Origin of the sequence: Pedobacter sp. WC2423, assembly GCF_040822065.1 — a bacterium.
Lineage (GTDB): Bacteria > Bacteroidota > Bacteroidia > Sphingobacteriales > Sphingobacteriaceae > Pedobacter.
Genome location: NZ_CP162005.1, coordinates 3,648,119 through 3,668,181 on the forward strand (window position 1 = coordinate 3,648,119; position 20,063 = coordinate 3,668,181).

General features: G+C 38.7%; 18 protein-coding genes. 9 read left to right on the plus strand and 9 right to left on the minus strand.

Annotation, left to right across the window (positions count from 1 at the left end; genetic code table 11):
• The first annotated feature begins 205 nt into the window (after positions 1-205).
• The 7 genes from AB3G38_RS14980 (at position 206) to AB3G38_RS15010 (ending at position 5,941) form a co-directional block, all read left to right on the plus strand.
• Positions 206-514 carry a hypothetical protein gene (locus tag AB3G38_RS14980; protein WP_367864680.1) on the plus strand — a complete coding sequence of 103 codons (309 nt, stop codon included), beginning with the start codon at positions 206-208 and terminating at the stop codon, positions 512-514.
• 354 nt (positions 515-868) lie between these two features.
• Entirely contained in the window at positions 869-1,564 is a 696-nt protein-coding gene (locus AB3G38_RS14985) for a PRC-barrel domain-containing protein (RefSeq protein ID WP_367864681.1), read from the plus strand.
• A 231-nt stretch (positions 1,565-1,795) separates the two neighbouring features.
• Positions 1,796-2,593, plus strand: a complete 798-nt coding sequence (locus tag AB3G38_RS14990; protein ID WP_367864682.1) for an ATP-binding protein — start codon at positions 1,796-1,798, stop codon at positions 2,591-2,593.
• 89 nt (positions 2,594-2,682) lie between these two features.
• A complete protein-coding gene (locus AB3G38_RS14995; protein WP_367864683.1) occupies positions 2,683-3,213 on the plus strand; it encodes a hypothetical protein in 531 nt (176 codons plus the stop codon).
• Between the two features lie 10 nt (positions 3,214-3,223).
• A complete protein-coding gene (locus AB3G38_RS15000; RefSeq protein WP_367864684.1) occupies positions 3,224-3,754 on the plus strand; it encodes a hypothetical protein in 531 nt (176 codons plus the stop codon).
• A gap of 47 nt (positions 3,755-3,801) precedes the next feature.
• Entirely contained in the window at positions 3,802-4,575 is a 774-nt protein-coding gene (locus tag AB3G38_RS15005) for a hypothetical protein (protein WP_367864685.1), read from the plus strand.
• A complete protein-coding gene (locus tag AB3G38_RS15010) occupies positions 4,544-5,941 on the plus strand; it encodes a hypothetical protein (protein WP_367864686.1) in 1,398 nt (465 codons plus the stop codon). Before AB3G38_RS15005 ends, AB3G38_RS15010 begins: the two co-directional genes overlap by 32 nt.
• Here the strand turns inward: AB3G38_RS15010 and AB3G38_RS15015 are convergent, their stop codons facing one another.
• The 6 genes from AB3G38_RS15015 to AB3G38_RS15040 form a co-directional block, all read right to left on the minus strand.
• On the minus strand, positions 5,942-8,764 hold the full coding sequence (locus tag AB3G38_RS15015; protein WP_367864687.1) for a collagen binding domain-containing protein: 2,823 nt from the start codon (positions 8,762-8,764) through the stop codon (positions 5,942-5,944).
• Between the two features lie 76 nt (positions 8,765-8,840).
• Positions 8,841-9,446: a LuxR C-terminal-related transcriptional regulator gene (locus AB3G38_RS15020; RefSeq protein WP_367864688.1), complete on the minus strand. Its 606-nt coding sequence runs from the start codon at positions 9,444-9,446 to the stop codon at positions 8,841-8,843.
• Between the two features lie 128 nt (positions 9,447-9,574).
• Positions 9,575-10,681 carry an FAD-dependent monooxygenase gene (locus tag AB3G38_RS15025; protein ID WP_367864689.1) on the minus strand — a complete coding sequence of 369 codons (1,107 nt, stop codon included), beginning with the start codon at positions 10,679-10,681 and terminating at the stop codon, positions 9,575-9,577.
• Positions 10,678-11,847, minus strand: a complete 1,170-nt coding sequence (locus tag AB3G38_RS15030) for a pyridoxal phosphate-dependent aminotransferase (protein ID WP_367864690.1) — start codon at positions 11,845-11,847, stop codon at positions 10,678-10,680. Before AB3G38_RS15030 ends, AB3G38_RS15025 begins: the two co-directional genes overlap by 4 nt.
• A gap of 9 nt (positions 11,848-11,856) precedes the next feature.
• Complete coding sequence (locus tag AB3G38_RS15035; RefSeq protein ID WP_367864691.1) at positions 11,857-12,246, minus strand: response regulator; 390 nt, start codon at positions 12,244-12,246, stop codon at positions 11,857-11,859.
• Positions 12,246-13,754 carry an ATP-binding protein gene (locus AB3G38_RS15040; RefSeq protein WP_367864692.1) on the minus strand — a complete coding sequence of 503 codons (1,509 nt, stop codon included), beginning with the start codon at positions 13,752-13,754 and terminating at the stop codon, positions 12,246-12,248. Before AB3G38_RS15040 ends, AB3G38_RS15035 begins: the two co-directional genes overlap by 1 nt.
• Positions 13,755-14,014: 260 nt before the next feature.
• Here AB3G38_RS15040 and AB3G38_RS15045 point away from each other — a divergent pair, with 260 nt between their 5' ends.
• Positions 14,015-15,187, plus strand: a complete 1,173-nt coding sequence (locus AB3G38_RS15045) for an ATP-binding protein (RefSeq protein ID WP_367864693.1) — start codon at positions 14,015-14,017, stop codon at positions 15,185-15,187.
• On the opposite strand, the gene AB3G38_RS15050 is transcribed toward AB3G38_RS15045, so the two are convergent.
• Together AB3G38_RS15050 and AB3G38_RS15055 are read right to left on the minus strand one after the other, a co-directional pair.
• The gene (locus tag AB3G38_RS15050) at positions 15,147-16,373 is read right to left on the minus strand and encodes a PAS domain S-box protein (protein ID WP_367864694.1); all 1,227 of its coding nucleotides are present in this window, start codon (positions 16,371-16,373) and stop codon (positions 15,147-15,149) included. The genes AB3G38_RS15045 and AB3G38_RS15050 overlap by 41 nt on opposite strands.
• Before the next feature lie 5 nt (positions 16,374-16,378).
• On the minus strand, positions 16,379-17,287 hold the full coding sequence (locus AB3G38_RS15055) for an NDP-sugar synthase (protein WP_367864695.1): 909 nt from the start codon (positions 17,285-17,287) through the stop codon (positions 16,379-16,381).
• 96 nt (positions 17,288-17,383) lie between these two features.
• On the opposite strand from AB3G38_RS15055, the gene AB3G38_RS15060 reads away from it, so the two are divergent.
• The gene (locus AB3G38_RS15060; RefSeq protein ID WP_367864696.1) at positions 17,384-17,980 is read left to right on the plus strand and encodes a methyltransferase domain-containing protein; all 597 of its coding nucleotides are present in this window, start codon (positions 17,384-17,386) and stop codon (positions 17,978-17,980) included.
• A gap of 29 nt (positions 17,981-18,009) precedes the next feature.
• Here the strand turns inward: AB3G38_RS15060 and AB3G38_RS15065 are convergent, their stop codons facing one another.
• Positions 18,010-19,944, minus strand: a complete 1,935-nt coding sequence (locus AB3G38_RS15065) for a polysaccharide biosynthesis protein (RefSeq protein ID WP_367864697.1) — start codon at positions 19,942-19,944, stop codon at positions 18,010-18,012.
• Positions 19,945-20,063: the final 119 nt, after the last annotated feature.

Here is a 20,063-nt window from a genome sequence, read left to right on the forward strand (position 1 = left end):
ACGAATTCATTTTAACAGATTACTTCTGTATCAATTGATTATCCTGTCAGCAAAGTGTGGAGTTTCTCTACACTAAACAAACTGGAAATAAAAATTAAACACCTCATTTACAGTTAATTAAATAGAAAAAACAAAATTGGCATTATTATGTAACCTGCATGAATACAAATCATTATATAAAAAAACATATTTAAAAATATAATATATGAAAAATTTAATTTTAGGTGCAGCCATCTTAGCATTTGCAGGTGTCTCAACAGTTAAAGCAAACGATATCAAAACACCGGTTACCATTATAGTTCAGCAAGACAGCACAACTAAAACTCCGGTTAAAATTGAAGAATTACCTGATGCTGTAAAAGCAACTTTAGCGTCAGATAAATATAAAGACTGGGCTCCAATTGCAGCGTTCAAGATAACAGATGCAAGCAAAGCTGAATATTACCAGGTTGATGCTAAAAAAGGAGAAGAAACTGCTTCTTTAAAAATTGGCAAAGATGGCGTGATTAAATAATTAACACACTTTATGAAAAACAGAGACCTGCTTTGAAAAAGGCAGGTTTTTTTATGCCCAGGTTATCCACATTCCTATGTGCATAACTTACATAATCATGGATAACTATCCGGAATAAGATTACTATGAGTGGTTATAGGCAACAATTTATAAACAAATATATCGCTGTATTACAGATATATATGTAGTGTACGAATATTAAAAAGTATATCTTGACGCTAAACTAAGTTATTGACAGTTATAAACACCTGGCATTAATTCAAAGCCTGTTTTTTGTGTTTTAAACGGCAATATTTTTAGGAGAACAACGATGATTTGAGATTGTTATTCCAAAATAAGTTTAAATTAATGGTTATGGAACGAGAAGAAAATGAGCATCAGCTTAAAAATTTAACAGAATTAAACCAAAGCACTTTTTCAATCAGAGCAGGGCAACCTGACCTTTCCACCTGGACAGTTGTAAATTCTGCCCGGCAATTCATTGGAACCATCAGAGATCTGCTCATCGATGAACAGCATAAAGTACGTTACCTGATTCTCAACCTCACCGGCAACGTATGGCATATCGAAGAGCGGGAAGTGCTGATCCCTATCGGTGCAGCAGAATTACATCATAATGCCGGAGAAGTTATGCTTCCGAATATCACCGCGCAGCAGATTTCAGTTTTACCAGATTATATTCAGGGAAATGCGATCATCTCAACTGATTCTGAAATATATGGCCATAAAGATTCTGATGAGCCTGGTAAAGCTGCAAAAGAAGCACATGGCAGTTATGCTGAACACATCCCGTTTCAAGTAATTACCAGGGTATATCAGGAAGAAAGTGAAGCTGAAAATGCTTTTAAATTATTGATCAAAAGCGGCTTTGCAGAAAGTGATATTAAGATTACTACTTATAATCCGCTGAATAGTGTTACTGATCTTCTGGGCAACACCAATACGCAATATTTAGGAGACAGTTCAAGAGATGAATTTATCTTAAGTCTGGCGGCCAGTTCGGCACTCGATGCAGTGCTTGCACAACAGCTTTTAAATAATACAATTTAGCAGGCATTATTCCATTATTTTTAAATCCGGACGAAAAAAAAGACATCACACCTATAGACATAATATTAGTTTACAGCACAATACAAAATAAATCACTAGAAATCATCTGAGCATAACAATCAGAATTTATTATTCCCACAGAGAATAATAATGGGTATCCAAATAAGTTTTTTTCTCACAATATGGCAAGGTGTTTGCCTGATGTCAGTAATCTCCGATGAATTTATACTCATGTCGAATCAACTAAAAGATAATATGATTAAAAACTCTGACATTAGTGCGTTGGCGACTAATTTTCGTGAATACATCACCAGAAATAAGATCGAAGAGGAAAGAGATCAGCTCATAGAGGATTTAACTTCACGTAATCAGGATCTGAATCAATTCGCCTATATCACTTCTCATAATCTACGCGCTCCTTTATCTAATTTAATCGGTTTAATTGACATTCTGGATCACGATGTCCTGGATGAATATAACAAGACAATTGTAGATATGTTCAGGGATTCTGCTTTTAAGCTGAATGAGACAATTTATGACCTGACACAGATGCTGAGTATCAAAAGTGATAAAAAACTGAAGATCGAAAACGTAAATATTTCTGCCATTTTCAAAAAAGTATGTAATTATTTTAATAAACAAATCCACAAACTGGGAATTTATATACACACTGATTTCCAATGTGAAATGGTTCCATTCCCCAAAAGTTACCTCGAAAGTGTTCTGATGAATTTAATGTCAAATTCAATGAAGTATCATTCTCCGGACAGACCGCTCAGAATTGACATTACAACCAGGTTTAATGAAGAGGGAAATACGATCATGGTCTTCTCTGATAATGGTATAGGAATCGATCTTCTTCAGCATAAAGACAAAGTTTTTGGTTTAAATCAACGTTTCCACAGTCATGTAAACGGGAGTGGTGTAGGCCTGTTTATTACTAAAACCCAGATTACCTCCATGGGTGGTAAAATTACAGTTGAAAGTGAGCTTGATCAAGGCTGTACATTCACTGTAACATTCAAATAACACTCCTGTGTGACATCAATATGTGTCTTTATTTTAGCATTTTAGTACGAGTTTACTTCTAGTTTTGTAGTTAACGTATCCTACAGCACATGAAAAAGACCTTACTTATTACCGCTATATTAATAGCCTTCAGCACCATTTTTAACCTGAAAGCCAATGCTCAGGCTGTAAGTGGTAATGTACCGCTAAGCATCGTACTCTCCGATGCTTTTTCCATCACGCTTGGTCCAACTCCTAATGTAGTTTTTACTTATGCAACAGCAACGGATTATGCAGGGAGTAAAACAGTCTTAAAAACGAACCATTTTACTGTGGTGAGCAACAAGCCTTACAGTGTTGCAGTAAAAGCTGCGACAGAATTCAATGTGATTGCAGGTAATGCAACACCGGTAGCTTTAAGTGTGGTACAAGTGAGCATAGATCCAACTACACCAACTACCGGAGCTACTTACGCTACACCAGCTTTAACAACAACTAATCAGGCCCTGGTGACCACCGCTTCAGCAACACTTGCTACTGCTTATAATGTAAATTATTCAATTCCTACCGCCGCTGGTTTGCTTGGCAAAGTGGCAGGAACTTATGCAACGAATGTTGTTTATACAGTTACACAACCTTAAAACGTATAACATGAAAAAGATTGTACTCCATATCGCCGTATTATTAGCCCTTAGTGCCATTTTCAACCTGAAGGCCAATGCTCAGGCTGTAAGTGGCAACGTACCGTTAAGCATCGTACTCTCGGATGCGTTCTCTATTACACTGGGCGCAACTCCCGATGTAGTTTTTACTTATTCAACAGCTGCAGATTATGCAGGCAGCAAAACAGTCGCGAAACCAAACCATTTTACTGTAGTGAGCAACAAGCCCTACAGTGTTGCAGTAAAAGCTGCGACAGAGTTTAATGTAATCGCTGGTAATGCAACACCGGTAGCTTTAAGCGTGGTACAAGTGAGCATAGATCCAAGTACACCGGCTACAGGAGCCACTTATGCTACACCAGCTTTAACAACAACGAATCAGCCGCTGGTGACCACGGCCTCACCGACACTTGCAACTGCGTATAATGTAAACTATTCAATTCCTACAGCCGCTGGCTTAATTGGCAAAGCTGCAGGAACATATGCTACTAATGTTGTTTATACAGTTACACAACCTTAACCGTTTTGATGAGGCTACTTACTGGTTTATTCATCATATGCCTTGTCATGACGCTGCCAGACCCAGCGAAAGGACAGGGCTTTTCCATTTCACCTGCCAGGATCTTCTTAACCGGAAATCCAGGAGAAACGGTTAGTCAGACGGTCACCTTTGGGAATACTTCGGCAGGTGTATTATCTTTTGTAACCAGAATACAGGACTGGAACAGAGATTCACTGGGTACTAAAATCTATTACGATAGCAATACGCTGCCTTTGTCTAATGCCAGCTGGCTGACACTTTCGTCAAATAATATAGCTGTACAGCCTGGCGTAAATAAACAGGTCAATGTATCCATGACTATTCCTGCAAATGCGAATAAATTAACAACGAGCATGCTTTTTTTTACCCAGGTAAAAGAACAGGAGGCACAGCAAAAAAACATGGCCAAGGTTGGTATTAATGTGTTAATGGAAGTTGGCATACAGGTTTATTATGTTCCGCGGGGGCTAAATCCGGGAGAGCTTGAATTTCTATCTTTTGATGACCGTGGCGTTTACGACAATGGAAAAGCAAAAAGCCGCAGACTGGCTTTAAAAATACACAACAAAGGAAACCTGAATAAAGATGCATTTATCCGTTTCGAATTAACCAATAAAGAGACGGGTGAAGAAATAAAAATTAAACCCGAAGTACTGGCCATGCTGCCTGATGCCACGCAATGGGTAATGGTTGACCTGCCAACAGATTTAAAGGGAAAATTCCTTGCTGTTGCTTTATTGGATGCCGGTTCTTCTTATGATTTGAAAGTTGCTGAAAAAGAGATTATATACCGCCCTTAGTGTTATTTTTTGCTGTTTTACAGCCGGGAATGTCAATGCGCAATTGATTATCAATCTGCCTGAAGCAAATATTTCAGGACAAACAAATTATGTGGTCAATTTAAATAGTGGTGCCTCCCCTGCTTTAAGTCTGTTGTCAGCGGTCAATGTCAAAGCCGCCAGTACAACTTTAACACCAACCCCTGCTACTTTACCTGCGCTTGCACTTGCCCCGAACCTGATCGGCATGAAGGTAACTTCAATTGGAGGAGTGAATGTTCTTTCAGGGGCAAATCCAATCATACTGTCCAGTGTATCACAAAATATTTATTTCGTAGCAGTTGGTTTATTGAGTGGGATCATGCTGGTTGACTACACGGTTTCGCCGGCAGGTGTGGCCTGGGCCGCTGGAAGTTATGCCACAACATTAACCTTTACCGGAAGCATTGCCCCGCCAACACCAACACTCACCCTGAATGTTCCTGCTTATATTACTTTAAATACACTGGTTCCGGCTACAACTACATTGAACGTGAATTCATTTGCCATTTTCAGAAGCGTAGCTGGTGTAAGTGCAGTATCCGGCAATGATTATTTTACGACTGTTCCTACTTTATTAAGTCTCAAGGCCGGCAGCAGTACTTTCGCTTTCACTACTACTCAGCCTTATAATCAATTGCCGGCAACAAACAGTGTAAATTTAATGGGTGCAGTTCTTTCAGGTACTTATGCAGGTTCCGCGATTAGCCTTTCTGCGAGTGATCAGCTATTGACTGCTGCTACCGGAATTCCTGTCATTCTAACGAATAAAAGTGTTTTATCTTCTACACTGAGTATCAGCGGCGCTAATTTGAAAAGTAATTTTGTACAGGCAGGAACCTATACGGTACCGGTAGTTTATACAGTTTCCAAAACAGCCTCCTCTTTCCCTGCAACTTTGCCTTCACAAACGATGAACAGCTCTGTTCAGGTTAATGTAAGCAACCTGATGGAATTAATTGTTCAGGATCCCAGTGTAACGTTAACAGTCAATACGACTGCAAATTATCAGCAAGGAGTGACCACCACCAAGCCGAACCATGTTAAAGTAAGCAGTACCGTTCCCTATAATGTTACTGTAAAGGCAAGCAGCAGTGTTTTAAGCTCTTCTGGGGGCGTTCAAATACCTGTTGGGGTAATTACTATTGAAGGAATGACGGGGCAGACTGGAGTGACACCAATTGTGCTTTCTGCCAGTCCGCAGGCTATCATTACTTCTGCTGATCCTGCAATCGACCGTTTACTTAATTTACAGTACCGCATTCCTTCCACACAGACTTCTAATCTGCTGAATAAAACTGCAGGAAGCTACAATACTACCGTTACTTATACCATTGTCGCACCTTAATTAAAATCTGCTTACTGTAACTTTCCGGCGCTGGTCGTGGTAGAGAAAGGTCAGCATACCAACCGGAACTCCCTGAAGGGAAACTTCTTCTTTTTCATTTTCAATGGAAAAAGGCATTCCTTCTGTTTCAATATAAACAGTGTATTTATTTCTTGGCAGATAGAAACAGAAATTACCCTGATCATCTGTTAAGGTCTGGTGAATACGGCCGTTTGGATCTGCTGCATTAATTCTGATACCTGCAAGTACTGGTGCTCCATCACCGTATTTTTCCGCTTTCAGCTTCAGGCAGCCATTCAGGGCTTGTGTTTTCACTAAAGGAATTTCCAGTTTCTTATTTTTATCCAGGAATACGACTGTAGGATCTTGTAAACTCCAGCCTCTTGTATTCGTTACAGAAACGGTATAGGCTTCCTTTTTCATATCTTTAAATTCTACGATACCTTTACTATTGGTCAGGGCCGCTTCGCCATTGATTTTCACCAATACACCGGCCACTGGTGCTTCTCCGGGATCACGCTGTCCATTACTGTTGTGATCTTCATAATAGGTGAGCAATAGTTTTTTTGTACCTGAACTGCCTTTTGCACCAAACTGCTTTTCTACACCAAATCTCAGTTGTCTGTTTTCGAAATATAGATTATCCAGGGTATTAATGGTATTTGGAACAGGGTTATAAATTGGAATAGGTTGCTTTTGCCTGGTTATAGTATATTGAAGATCACTGGTGAGTGCCCAGTTTCCTTTCAGCAGATACCTTATAGTGCTGTTAACCGAATAATTATTGCTGCGCGTGAAACCGTAATAGTTATACATACCGCCTAACCGGAAAGTCAGGTTATTCTGTAAGGCTTCAAAATGTACGTTTGGCCCAAAAGAATATAACTGGTATTGATGAGTTCCGTTCGAAGATAGAATGTCTGAAATATAATAAGGGTTTAATTGAATATAACTGCTGAATCCAAGAATTGGCAGGTTATAACTGGTATTGATTTTAATAGAATGAAATGGAGCTGCTGGTCTTTCTGAGGTATTCACATAAGTATAACCGTAGTCAGCGGTCATGGAGAAATTATGTATGCGCCCGCTATAAGCGATGTTTGCGCTTAAACGCATTGATGAAGACCTCCAGTCAGCGCTGGCACCAAACTGATCGGTCACCGTAGAAGTAATCAGATGCTGATCTATAAAATAAGGTCCGAAGCCGATAAAGACATTTCCAACCCTGGTATTGAACCCCAATTCATAAATATATATCGCATTTTTATTAATCCCGGTGTTCAGGATATTATTCAGTTCATATTGATACTTCGGACTATTTACCTGCAAACTAAAATGAGCTGCAAGGCTATTGTCATTTTCAAATTTGCGGGTCAGGCGCAGATCTGTCAATAACAGGCCACGCCTTAATCCTGTAAAGTACGGGCTGCTATAATAGCCACTTCCGGCAAATTGATAACCAGTGTTATTAAAGGCATAATTCATTCCCGCAGAGACACCTTGCCTGGAGGAAGAATTCATCTTGTTTTGCCCTTCCAGGGAATAACCTGCTTCAAAGTCTAAAAGCTGTCCTTTGCCAAGGTTTACACCGGCTTTCATACTCAGCTGATTGGCATCAATACCGGTAAAGGAGTCGCGGCTATGTATATAAGTAAGCCGCCGGTCACCTCTGGTATCAGGAGTAGCCAGGTTATAATCGACTGCCAGAACTTTTGCACCGGATATTGTTGTATTGATCTGATCATACAACAGGAAATTATTCTGAATACCATAAACAGACAATACGCCGTTATCTTCCATCTTCAGACTCGCTTTTATACCCCTGCCGCCCAAAGAAAAATCTATGTTCTCATAGATATTTCCCACTTTAACCCCCCAGCTTTTAGCCTGGTAATCTACATAGGTATTGTAAACATTAATACCATTCGCATTTTGCTGATGGTACTGATCAGCATTTAACCGGTACCCGAGCGATGCATGATCTCCGGTTTTCACTTTCCCATACGCTTGTAATTGATAAAAAGACGAATTGCTGCTCAAACTGGCATAACGCAGCGCAATAGTATTAGACAGACTGCTTGCATATTGATCACTGCCCATACTCATTCTTCTTGCATTGGTCACGTTTAAAATCCGGATCATTTTAACTGCCAGCGGATGATTACCAGCGTCTACTGCCTGAATAGTTACTGTAAAATCTGCGGGTACCCGGTTATTTATTTTATTCCTGGCCAAAAAAGGAAGTAATTGCTGGGTCCCGGGTTGCAAGGTAAGATTCATAGTTTGACCAGTAAATTCCAGCCCGTCAGGGATACCAGAAAGAAGCAGCCTGAAGGTAATCGGTACAAAGCCGTTATTTGCACAACGCACTATAACCTGTGCCTGGTTGCTGAGCTGACCTAAGTAAACTTCATCATCTTCCGTACCCAGAGTTAAACCCCCAACGTCAGTGAGCTGAGTCAGGAATGTTGCCGATTTTTGTACTTGAACGCGTGCATTTAAAGCAGCGAGGTGAATGGTAAAGAGCTGATTGTTAGTATTAATAGTTTGCCGGTCAGCGATATATTTCAATGGAAAGACTCTGCTCTCCCCCGCTTTGAGCACCAGGCTGTCTGGTAATGAGATTAATCCTCTGGTCAGTTTTTTTTCTTTCTGATCTTGCAGCAGCGTTACGGTTTCTTTTTCAAAATTTGTAATTTTTAACAGGTTAGAGAAGGTTCCCCCGCCCTTAATTTCCAGCGTATCACGCGTGAATGCATATTTTACCTGTGCTGATACATTAAATCCGGCCAGACAGCAAAAAATCAAATATAATATCTTCAAGTAGCCGATTTTATGCATCATAGTTCATGATAAAAAGCATAGCTGTCCTGCAGGACAAGGAATAGCCAATTGATTTTTATTTGAATTGCGCAAGCAGCTCACCTTTACTGTTAATATTCAGTTTTTTATAGGTTCTTTTGATATACTGGCGTACAGTATCTAAGGAGATTCCATATTTATAACCTATCAATTTATAACTCAGGCCATGTTGAAGGCCTTCTACAATCTGGCGTTCTCTATTGCTTAATTTAGATTGATAGTCTATAGTATACTGTACCTGCTGGATTACATTCCGGGAGATGGAAGGACTGAAAACAGAGCCTCCGCGATGAGTAGTTACAATAGTAGAAATGACATCATCTACACAGGTATCTTTGGTCAGATACCCCATAGCTCCGGCTTTTACACATGCCAGCACACTGTTGTGATCTTGAATATTACTGTAAACAACAACGTTTGTATTTGGAAATTTCCGGTAAATATCAGGAATGATATCAATTCCATTGACCTCGATATCAAGCAAGGTCACATCGGGCTCCTGAGAAGGTTGTACTTTTTTACATTCCCCCATAGATCCGATGTCGAAGGTTACCTTTAAATGATGCTGATGCTGATGATTCAGCAGCACACACATCATATTTCTGCTCTGTTGATTGGTATCAATAATTCCGACTTTAATCATAATTTCCCTTCCTTAGCCTCATTGCTTAAATAACTTGAAACGATATAAAATAAAGTTAATGATTACTTTAATGGGCTCAGGCATTCATTCTGTTCAATCAGCAGAGAAAGGACTGAATGAAATACGTATTATTTTATTACGGTGCTGATGAGTGGAATAACACCTGTTGAAGTTGCATCTAAAAAGGAATCTCTTAAAGTTCTGCCAAGATTGACGTGTTCTTTGATACTATCGGCTCTCAATTGATAATAGGCTGAAAATGCAGCAGGTAAGCTGGGATAATTGAGCATACAATGAGACAACGTTTTTGCATCCAGCATCGCATTTGTAGTACCTGCACTTGTAAATGGAAGTGCAACATGTGCCGCGTCCCCCATCAAGACTACATTCTGATAATGAAAGCTTGGTAACAGGTCAAAATCTCTGGTATTCCAGATATAACTGGTTCGAAAGTCGTTATATTTTAAAACTTCCTGCACTTCAGCAGGAAAATCTTTTAACAGGTTTAAACAGAGTTGACGCAGCTGTTCATGGTATTGTCCGGAACTACGTGAACTAATTCCTTCAGGGATATCAGCTAACAGGGGATCATATTGCATAAACCACACCATCTCTGTAGCTGAAGTTGGAATAAGGCCAAAGGATAGTCCCTGGTCTTTTTGCTGAAATTTAGTAAATCTTCCTTGTAGTGAGCCAGCAAGTTCAGCGTGCTGTATAATTCCAACAACCTCTTTTACTTTGCCTGGTTCAAATTTCACTTCCCCGAATATTTGTTGCCGCACGATTGAATTCGCACCATCGGCACCAATAAAGACATCTCCATATTCCACTTCCCCATTTGAAAATGCAGCAGCTACAATTTGATCCGTTTCATAGATGAAATGAGAAAATACACGGTTATTTTTTAATCTGTATGCAGGCAGGAGCTGATTTAAACAAGCCAGCAGGTCTGTACGTTTGAAGCATTGCCAGTCTTCCAGCGTCTTTTCATTCAGGATCAGCCCTTCGGAATCCCTGAGCATAAAGGTATGGACTTCTTTACCCGGAAGTAGAGCATTACTGTTAATGGCAAGCTCATTCAGTACAGTAATGCCGTCATGATGCATCAAAAAGGCATGCCCTCCTACCGCAGAGAAGATTTGTCTTTCGTTTACACTTACGTCAATATCATGCTGATGCAAATAAATCCCCATGCATAACCCAGCAATCCCACCACCCAAAACGACTACTTTCATAAATTATTAACGGTAGTTTTTATATGGTATAATGCTTCATTAAGAATAGCTTCTGAAGTGGCAAAACTCATTCTGATAAAGCCTTCTGCACCTTCTCCAAACCATTCTTTAGCACCTGGAACTACAGCAACTTTCGCTTGATCGAGTAAAAGCTGATGAATTTCTTTACTGCTTTTACCGGTCCCGGTAATGTTGGTGAACGCGACGTAACATCCTTCTGGAGAAATACATTTGAATCCTTGTGTAGCATTGAGTTCTCTAACGGTCAGATCTCTCATTTTCTGAAGATGTACCAGAAAATCGGCTAACCAGTATCCGCAGTCGTTAAGAGCTGTGGTAGCTGCTACCTGCGAAAGTATATTTGCACCATGGATAGTAGAACCATGGAGAGAAACCTCAAACAAACGATCATAGTGTGCCTGATTGGATGCCATCACAGCTCCGATACGCAGGCCTGCAAGTCCGTAGGATTTACTGAAACCTGTTACTGTTATCGTCTGGTTCCTGATCTCTTCATGGAGAGAAGCTATACTTGTATATAAGTTTGGTGTGTAAACAATATCACTCCATATTTCGTCTGATAAAATAATCAGCCCGTGTTTACAAGCTATTGTGCCCAGCTGAAGTAATTCCTCTTTTTTAAAGACCTTTCCCGTCGGATTTAATGGATTGCAAAGACAGATCATACGGGTTTTAGGCGTGATCAATTGTTCCAGATGAGCAAAGTCAACAGTGTCAGATCCCGGAGGAATAGCAAATGGTACAGCAACGCCGCCAACAGCTTCGGTAGAGTATCTGAAAAGAAAATCTACAGGGTCAAAGATAATAGCTTCCTCACCTGGGGAGAGAAATGCTTTACACGTTAAATATATACCAAAGGCAGCACTATCGACCGGAAATATAAATCCTGGATTTGCCGGAATGTTCCGTTTAACGGAATAATAATTGGCTAAACTTTCATTAAATTCAGGTAATCCTGAAGCAGGGCCATAAGAAAGATATCTATCTTTTGTAAACCGGATAATTGATTCTGCAATTTCAGGCGCGCTCGGAAAATCCGGATCGGCAGCAGTTAGTGGAATAACTCCTTCAGGCACAGTGGCCCACCTTAAGTTAAACGCTCTCTTCTTCAGGATATCAAGGTTGACAGATTGGGATTGAAACATCCTCTAAAACTATAAATTTTCCAGAATTTCCAGAAACTTTTCTTTCACTAAAGGCTTAATTATAAATTCGCAAACTTCGTCTATATTTTTTGACCTTTCCATTTCGTGCGGAGAAATAGAAGAAGAAACAATATAAAGTTCATTTCTCTTTACAAAAAATGGATATAGCTCCTGGTATTCAGCCAGAAATTCCCATCCGTCCATTACTGGCATATTCAGATCCAGAAATATAACATCTGGCAGCAATTCTTTTTGATCCTGAATTTCTTTCAGATGCGTAATTGCCTGCAATCCGTCTGAAAAGACTTCCACTTCAACATCTTCGGAGACTTTCAGCATTGTTTTTTTTGTAAGAAATACAAAAATATCATCATCATCGATGAGGTACACTTTTTTCATTACCAATTCATATTTTGATTTACAAATTCTATAGAAAAAATAGAACCCTGGTCTGGAAGACTTTCCACCCAAATTTTACCACCCATAGCTTCCACCTGGGTTTTAGTCATAAATAATCCAAGGCCTTTTGCATCAGGGTGGCGGTGGAACACCTTTCCAATTTTAAAGATATTGTCTTTATGTTTAACAAGGTCTATACCCAATCCATTATCCTGAATGGTCAGGACAATATTTCCCTCTTTAATTTTAGAGGCGAGGTTCAGGGATAATTGTCTTTCTGGTGACTGGTATTTAATCGCGTTACTAATGAGGTTATAAAAAATACTTGCCAGATATTTATGTGGATATAATACCGCTGGTGCATCTTCAAAGTCCACTCTGATTTTTGCTTTTGCTTTCTGGATCTCGACATAAAGTCCGTCAAGTGCTTCCTGAAGACAAGTGCTGAAGTTCAGTCTGTCCAGTTTAATATCTCTGTCTAACCTGATTTGTATAGATTCTACCAGCTCATTAAATGTACTTTTCAGATTCTCTATGACAGGTTCCAGTTTGGAGACCAGCATTTTTTGTTCTTCAGCGTCTTCGGCTTCTTGTATAAACTCTGCCAGCATCGCCATATTGATTAACGGCCCGCGCAAATTATGAGAAACTACATTACAGAAATCTATGAGTTGTGTATTCTGAATGGCCAGCTGCTCCATAATCAGCGTTTGCTTTTCTTCCAGCAGTTTACGTTCTGTAATGTCTATTCCAAAGCCAATCACCATGATGAAGTTCCCTTTTTCATCATGCATAGGGAACATCCTTCTTAAAAAGGTGATATTATTTCCATCAGGATCTTTCTGGCTTTCTTCCCAGCCTATTGCTTTTCCACTATTTTTTACTTCAAGAAATTGTGCTCTGCGTGCTTTTGCTATCCCGGGATCCCGATTTCTGAAAGCACCATATTCAAAGTCATCCTTTCCAATAATGAACTTTCTGTATTCTTCATTTTTAATCGCCATTGGATTGGCGAAAAGATACTTGTGGTTAGCATCAAATACAACAATATCCTGAGGGATATTGTTGAGAATGCTCTCATAAAATTCTTTAATACTATTATTAATGACCGGAAGTTTAAGCTGTAACAAACTGGTTACCTGCTGTGCAAGCAACGCAAGCCCCTTGTGCTGTTCCTGGTTTAATGTAATTTGTTTCGGGCCGGCCACGCTTAAATGTCCAATAACCAGATTCTTATTCACGACCACAGGGATAGCGATCAGAAACGGAAATATGTCGGTGATAGAGTTGTCTCTGGGCGTTTCAGTCAGGTCAGTACCCAGTTTTGCTTTATACCATATCCGGTTATTATCCACAAAAGTGATAGCCGAGACCGGTGCCTGTGTAATAATAGCAGCAAGCTTGACGATATTGTCAAACTCCTGTTCTTCACCAGTATCCAAAATTTCCAACACGTAAAGCGCAGCAATTCTGTCAGCTTCATTCCTAAGTGATGGGATATTAATCATATGCAGGTTTCAGTCAACAATTTTGACGATACAAAGCTAGTTATTAGATTGATTCTTTTATTAAAAAGAAAAAGCCTTGTGATCATTTATCCAAGATAGAATTTTTTCTCCACATTCAATCCTGCTCTAAAGTAAACAACCGTTCTTTTTATTCACCATTTCAATAATTATGTGAATAAAGCGCGCTCATTTTGTTCATTATCTTTAAATAAATTGAGAAATTGTCAGGATGTTTGAATATTTTAGTGTTTTAAATGGTTATGAGACAAAACTTTAGGTGGCAGGAAGGACACAACGCAGAGCATATGATGGGGTACGCTGAAAAGAATAAAAACTTTCTCACGATCATTGAAAAATGTAATGAACTCCTGTTCTTTACAAATAAAAACGGCGACTTCATTCATGTTACCACCTCTGCTGAACAACTATTCGGTTTTAGCAACAAAGAGTACCACGGATTCAATATCACAGACACTATACATCCTGATGAACTGAACCATACCAGGGAAAGACTTCAGCTGGTGCTTTCATCTCCCGGAAATAATGTCAATTTGAAATTCAGAAGCAGAACCAAGCAAAATGAATATCGCTGGATAGAAGGTGTAATCACCAACTTATTAGATGATAATATGCAGGCACTGATGTTCAGGTTTAATGATATTACAGACCGGATCAATAGTGAAAATGAACAGGCCCTGTTGATTCAGGATTTTACTAAAAGAAATCAGGACCTTAACCAGTTTGTCTATATTATCTCCCATAACCTGAGAACACCGCTGGCCAATTTAATAGGCTTGATTAATATTCTGGAAACTGATCTTCTTGATGATTATAATAAAGGTATTGTTGATTTGTTTAAATGCTCTACAGAAAGATTAAGTGAGACAGTATTCGATCTTACACATATTTTGACGCTTAAAGACAATCAGGGTGTAAAAATCACGAAAGTTAATGTGCAGAAAGCATTTGAAAAAGTATGCCATTCCTTCAATGAACAAATTAAGCAAATTGATGTGATCCTGACGACTAATTTTGATTGCACACATATACACTTCAACAAAAGCTATCTGGAAAGTATATTGATGAACCTGTTGTCCAATGCAATTAAATATCGCTTGCATAGCCGGCAACTTGAAATAAACGTGAACTTAACCAGAGATGAGCATAATAACTGTGTATTGCGCTTTTCGGACAATGGAATGGGTATTGATATGAATGTCAACAAAGAAAAGCTCTTTGGACTTCATCAGCGCTTTCATAACCATATTACCGGAAATGGAGTGGGCCTGTTTATTACGAAGTCACAGATTACTGCTATGGGTGGAAATATTGAAGTTCAAAGTGCAGTAAACGAAGGAACTACTTTTATAATCACTTTTAAAGGGGAGCCTGTTAACTCGTCAAACCAGAACCACCAGCCTGCCCTACAATAGACTTTATAGCCATATTTAACTTCTGTGAAGAATCATTCAGAAAGTTCAGGGTCTCTTGTGTATCCTCTCCGGGATATTTGATCAGGAATTCGGTTAAGCTCATAATATTTGCCAGCGGAGCTCTGACCATGTGACTCTGTATCCAGGCAATTTCTTTCAGGTCTTTGTTCTGACGTTCGATTTTCTGAATGTAATCAATCCGCTCAGAAACGTCTGTTGCCAGTACCAAACGCGCTTCACGCTCTTCAAACCTGATTGTATTGGTCTCAATCTCTACTGGAAAAACTTCTTTATTTTTATTAATATGAATTAATATCCCGGAATAATCCCTGTTATTAATCATGCTGGTCAGATCCATCAGTTTGCTGCTTTCTGATTGTGGACGAATATCCACAATATTCATCCGGAGGAATTCTTCTTTGGTGTAGCCGTATTTATTACAGGCTGCATCATTTGCATGCAGAAAATTGCCATTCTCCATATCAAACACGTACATTGGAACGGGATTGGCTTCGAAGGTGTTCCTGAAATAGCGTTCTGAGGCATCCAGTCTGGAAATCAGACTTGCTTCTTTTTTAATAGTTTGTTCCAGACCATTCAGAACTTTACTGATCAGCATCACACTGATTAAACTCACAAAAATAAGATTACCTGAGTAAGACGCCCACAATGGCAGATCATAACTTTGTAATAGCGGACTTTCAAAGAGTTTATACTGTATAACAGCCCCAAAGCCTGCGCAAATCAGCACATTCAATCCTACGAGCCAATAAGCCGCAGGACGGGGAAAAATCATCGCAGAAAAAATGGTAATGATAATCAAATAAAGTACGCCAGGCCCTTCTGAGCCTAATACTGCTATATAAATGATCGCCAGCACATATAAAAGAAACAATGCCAATATTTTCCTGGTATGAATCATGATTTTCTTATTGAAAATAATAGATAATAAGGCAAATACAAAAACAACGTTAAACCATTGCACGATAGTATTGCCGGCAAAAAAACCAAAGGTAACTGAAGAGACAAATGCGACTATGCTGATGACAAAACCATAGCTGATCACATTTCTGAAAAGTCGTTTCCGCCAAAAGACATGCTCCTCTTCTGAGGGGTCAGAATTCCTGAGCACCGCCTGTTCAATCAGCCGCTGCATCCTCCACCAATGTTCTTTTATTGAAAACATAAATTTTATCCCCAAAGATTAGCAGGATAAACACCTTCGTCCGCAAGCTTTTTTAAGGCAGCTTTAACAACCGGTGCATCTTCTTTAAAAGTTACCCCAAACCATTTAGCCTGTGTAGGAATCATCTTCACAACACCCTCACCAGATTTAATCAACAGGTCAGCAACTTCAGGAATAAGGAATTCTGCCTTTAAATCAGTTGTATTATTGTCCAGAAATTTATAATATTCTTGTTCAGACCAGTTCACAAAGTCTGGTGTGAAACAAAAGAAATTCATACTCACTTTAGTGTCCAGCGGAAGTTCCTGAACTGATTCACCTGTTTTGGTAAATGCTTTACCCTCTTTTTTATAGATTTCCTTACGTTCAGTAATACTTATGATCTCTTGTTGTGCATTTACATTAATCTCTCCGCGTGTTACTGAGCCGTTATCACTTAATGTATTTTTCAATTCATATCCTATACAAGCATATTTATTAACCTCAATAGCTGTAGTCAGAAAGTTATAAGCTTGTTTAAAAGCATCAAAACCGTAAAAATCATCTGCGTTAATTACTGCAAAAGGGCCATCCAATATATCCTTACAGCACAATAATGCATGCGAAGTTCCAAAAGGCTTTGTTCTGTCTGCAGGAATATTTCTACCACCACTAAAGCTTTCCAGTGATTGATACACGTAATCTGTAGCAATCTTGCCACTCAATTTAGGTTCAATAACTTCTTTAAATGCAGTCGAGAATTCCTCTCTTATAATAAAGATGACCTTTCCAAATCCAGCTTTTATCGCATCATATATGGAATATTCCATTATAGTTTCTCCAGAAGGACCAAAAGATTCAGTTTGCTTATTGCCGCCATATCTGCTGGCCATACCAGCAGCCAGAATAACAAGAGAAGGTTTTATTGTATTCATAGAAATTTAAATAGTTCAATGTAAATTAGCAAAAGTTACTCCATCTTTTTATTCGCTGCTTAATCAAGTATTAATAAAATTACAATGTACCTTTGTATGGAGCGTAAAACAACTATGATTGACAATTTTTCAAGTGATACAGCATTCGATAGTTTATATTCTCTGAGAGCACAACAGCTGTCTTCGATCCACTGGACTCCCGTAGACGTTGCTAAAAAGGCTGCTGCGCACCTTACCGCAGGAGAAGGCAAAAATATCCTGGATATAGGAAGCGGAGTTGGTAAATTTTGTATTGTAGCTGCTCAATTTTTTCCGGACCATATTTTTCATGGTGTGGAGCAGAGGAAAGCATTGGTAGACGAGGCAATTATTGCCCAAAATGCAACAAGGATAACCAATGTAAATTTTATCCACGCCAATTTTAATGAGCTGAACATGAATGACTATGATCACCTCTATTTTTACAATTCTTTCAGCGAAAACTTGTTTCACTATAAGCCTATTGATAACCTGGTTGATTGTTCCGAAGCTATTTATAATGAATACCTGAATCAGTTTTATAACTTACTGGAAGAAAAACCATCAGGTACAAGAGTAGCCACCTTTCATTGCAGCGATGAATATGTTCCTTCTTCTTATAAAAGAATACAGCATATTACTGGTGAAGCTTTAAAGCTTTGGATTAAAAGATAACTTTGCCTTATTAAATGACTGGGTTGAATCTAGGATTTTACATCCAGCTCTTCGAAGATTGAGTTCTTGCTTTTATATTCTTTCACCAGGCCTTTCATCAGGGTTACAACCTGCAGGTCATCACATCTTTTAGCATGCTCTATCAAAGCATAAATCTGAAGCTGAATTTCATCGAATGCATATTCTCTTACTTTACCTATCATGATCTTTTCGTGATGTGTAGGCATTGTATTCTCATTATCATTCAATAACTCTTCAAATAATTTTTCTCCTGGTCTTAATCCTGAGTATTCAATCTGAATATCCTGATTAGGTACAAGACCAGCCAGCTGAATCATCTTTTTAGCCAGATCAACAATCTTTACAGATTTCCCCATATCAAAGATGAAGATCTCACCACCATCTCCCATACAACCAGCCTCCAGTACCAGACGGCAAGCTTCAGGAATTGTCATAAAATAACGGGTAATTTCCGGGTGGGTAACCGTAACGGGCCCTCCTTTTTCAATTTGCTGTTTAAACCTTGGGATCACAGATCCATTAGAACCCAAAACGTTTCCGAAACGGGTAGTAATAAATTTAGTAATCGGTTTAATATCCAATTCATTGATATAACTTAATCCATTACTGAAAATATGATCTTTATGGTGCAGAGAATTGTTTAGTGATTGTACGTAAATTTCGGCAATCCTTTTAGAAGCGCCCATTACATTGGTAGGATTCACTGCTTTATCGGTAGAAATCATAACGAATTTCTGAACACCATACTTTACAGCCTTATCAGCAATAGTTTTTGTACCCAGCACATTGGTTTTAATCGCTTCACAAGGATTATCTTCCATTAATGGCACATGTTTATATGCACCGGCATGATAGACGTAGTGAGGCTTAAAAGTGCTGAATAAATGCTCCATACGCTTTTCGTCACGCACGTCACCAATAAAAGCATGGAAATTCTGATTTTTCGCTGTTTCAGTTAATTCCAGGTATAACTCGTGTAGTGCTGTTTCTGACTGATCACATAAGATAATCAATCCTACTTCAAATTTTGTCAGCTGACGAACAATTTCGCTTCCTATTGATCCGGCAGCACCAGTAATCAGAATACGTTTGTTCTTAAGCTGATGGCCTATTCCTTCAATATCGATATGAATAGACTTACGGTCTAACAGATCTTCGATATTCAGTTTTTTGATTTGAGTCGGTTGTAACTTTCCATCTGTCCAAACATTAGGAGGAGGAATATTTAATACTTTAATACCGTTTTCCAGGCAGACATCTACGATTTGATTTTTGCGTTCTTTAGGAATGGTATAAGATGCAAAGATAATTTCATCAAGCTGATGCTCAACAATCAGGTTCACGAGGTCTTTAGCATCAAGGATTTTGATCCCGTCAATCGTTTTACCCATCTTCCGCTGATCGTCATCTACAAAGGCAATGATATTTTTATTGACATGAGGGTCATGATCAAATGTTCTTTTAGTAGCAACACCTGCTTCACCAGCGCCATAGATCATGACTCTGATCTTATCAAGCTTTAGATTTTTGATATAAATAAAGAAGTATTTAATCAGTACACGATAGGTTATCAATAGCAGGAAACTCGATAGCCCATTGATAATTAAGATACTATTGGGAATAATTGCGCTGTTGCCTGTAGCAACAAAGGCCATGTTAACAAGAAAAAAAGTACTGTTAATTACAATAACCGCATATAAGATCCGGAAAGTGTCCTGTGCGCTTGTATAGCGGATAATTCCAGAAAAGGTCTTGACCTTTAAGAAAACCAGCGTACTGATCACTGTGGTAACTAGTACATTTCTGCTAAACTCTACGTAATCTAATGTAGACAGATCAAAATTTCTTTTGATTAGATAGGCTAGAGTTAACGATATAAAACAGATCGTTAGATCAAGCGTAAATATTATCCATCTGGGTACTATGTTTATCTGACTGAACAAGATTTTATATTTTAATAATCCACAAATTTAATCAAAAAATCATACCAAGTTGAAATTACCTCTTTTCATTTATTAAAATAACAGAATAGATTTATCACTATTTCATCATTTAGTCTCAA

Excerpts from the sequence above, each read along its gene's own strand:
- AB3G38_RS14980 (WP_367864680.1), top strand. The coding sequence starts at position 206 with ATGAAAAATTTAATTTTAGGTGCAGCCATCTTAGCATTTGCAGGTGTC.
- AB3G38_RS14985 (WP_367864681.1), top strand. The coding sequence starts at position 869 with ATGGAACGAGAAGAAAATGAGCATCAGCTTAAAAATTTAACAGAATTA.
- AB3G38_RS14990 (WP_367864682.1), top strand. The coding sequence starts at position 1,796 with ATGTCGAATCAACTAAAAGATAATATGATTAAAAACTCTGACATTAGT.
- AB3G38_RS14995 (WP_367864683.1), top strand. The coding sequence starts at position 2,683 with ATGAAAAAGACCTTACTTATTACCGCTATATTAATAGCCTTCAGCACC.
- AB3G38_RS15000 (WP_367864684.1), top strand. The coding sequence starts at position 3,224 with ATGAAAAAGATTGTACTCCATATCGCCGTATTATTAGCCCTTAGTGCC.
- AB3G38_RS15005 (WP_367864685.1), top strand. The coding sequence starts at position 3,802 with ATGACGCTGCCAGACCCAGCGAAAGGACAGGGCTTTTCCATTTCACCT.
- AB3G38_RS15020 (WP_367864688.1), bottom strand. The coding sequence starts at position 9,446 with ATGATTAAAGTCGGAATTATTGATACCAATCAACAGAGCAGAAATATG.
- AB3G38_RS15025 (WP_367864689.1), bottom strand. The coding sequence starts at position 10,681 with ATGAAAGTAGTCGTTTTGGGTGGTGGGATTGCTGGGTTATGCATGGGG.
- AB3G38_RS15030 (WP_367864690.1), bottom strand. The coding sequence starts at position 11,847 with ATGTTTCAATCCCAATCTGTCAACCTTGATATCCTGAAGAAGAGAGCG.
- AB3G38_RS15035 (WP_367864691.1), bottom strand. The coding sequence starts at position 12,246 with ATGAAAAAAGTGTACCTCATCGATGATGATGATATTTTTGTATTTCTT.
- AB3G38_RS15040 (WP_367864692.1), bottom strand. The coding sequence starts at position 13,754 with ATGATTAATATCCCATCACTTAGGAATGAAGCTGACAGAATTGCTGCG.
- AB3G38_RS15045 (WP_367864693.1), top strand. The coding sequence starts at position 14,015 with ATGAGACAAAACTTTAGGTGGCAGGAAGGACACAACGCAGAGCATATG.
- AB3G38_RS15050 (WP_367864694.1), bottom strand. The coding sequence starts at position 16,373 with ATGTTTTCAATAAAAGAACATTGGTGGAGGATGCAGCGGCTGATTGAA.
- AB3G38_RS15055 (WP_367864695.1), bottom strand. The coding sequence starts at position 17,287 with ATGAATACAATAAAACCTTCTCTTGTTATTCTGGCTGCTGGTATGGCC.
- AB3G38_RS15060 (WP_367864696.1), top strand. The coding sequence starts at position 17,384 with ATGGAGCGTAAAACAACTATGATTGACAATTTTTCAAGTGATACAGCA.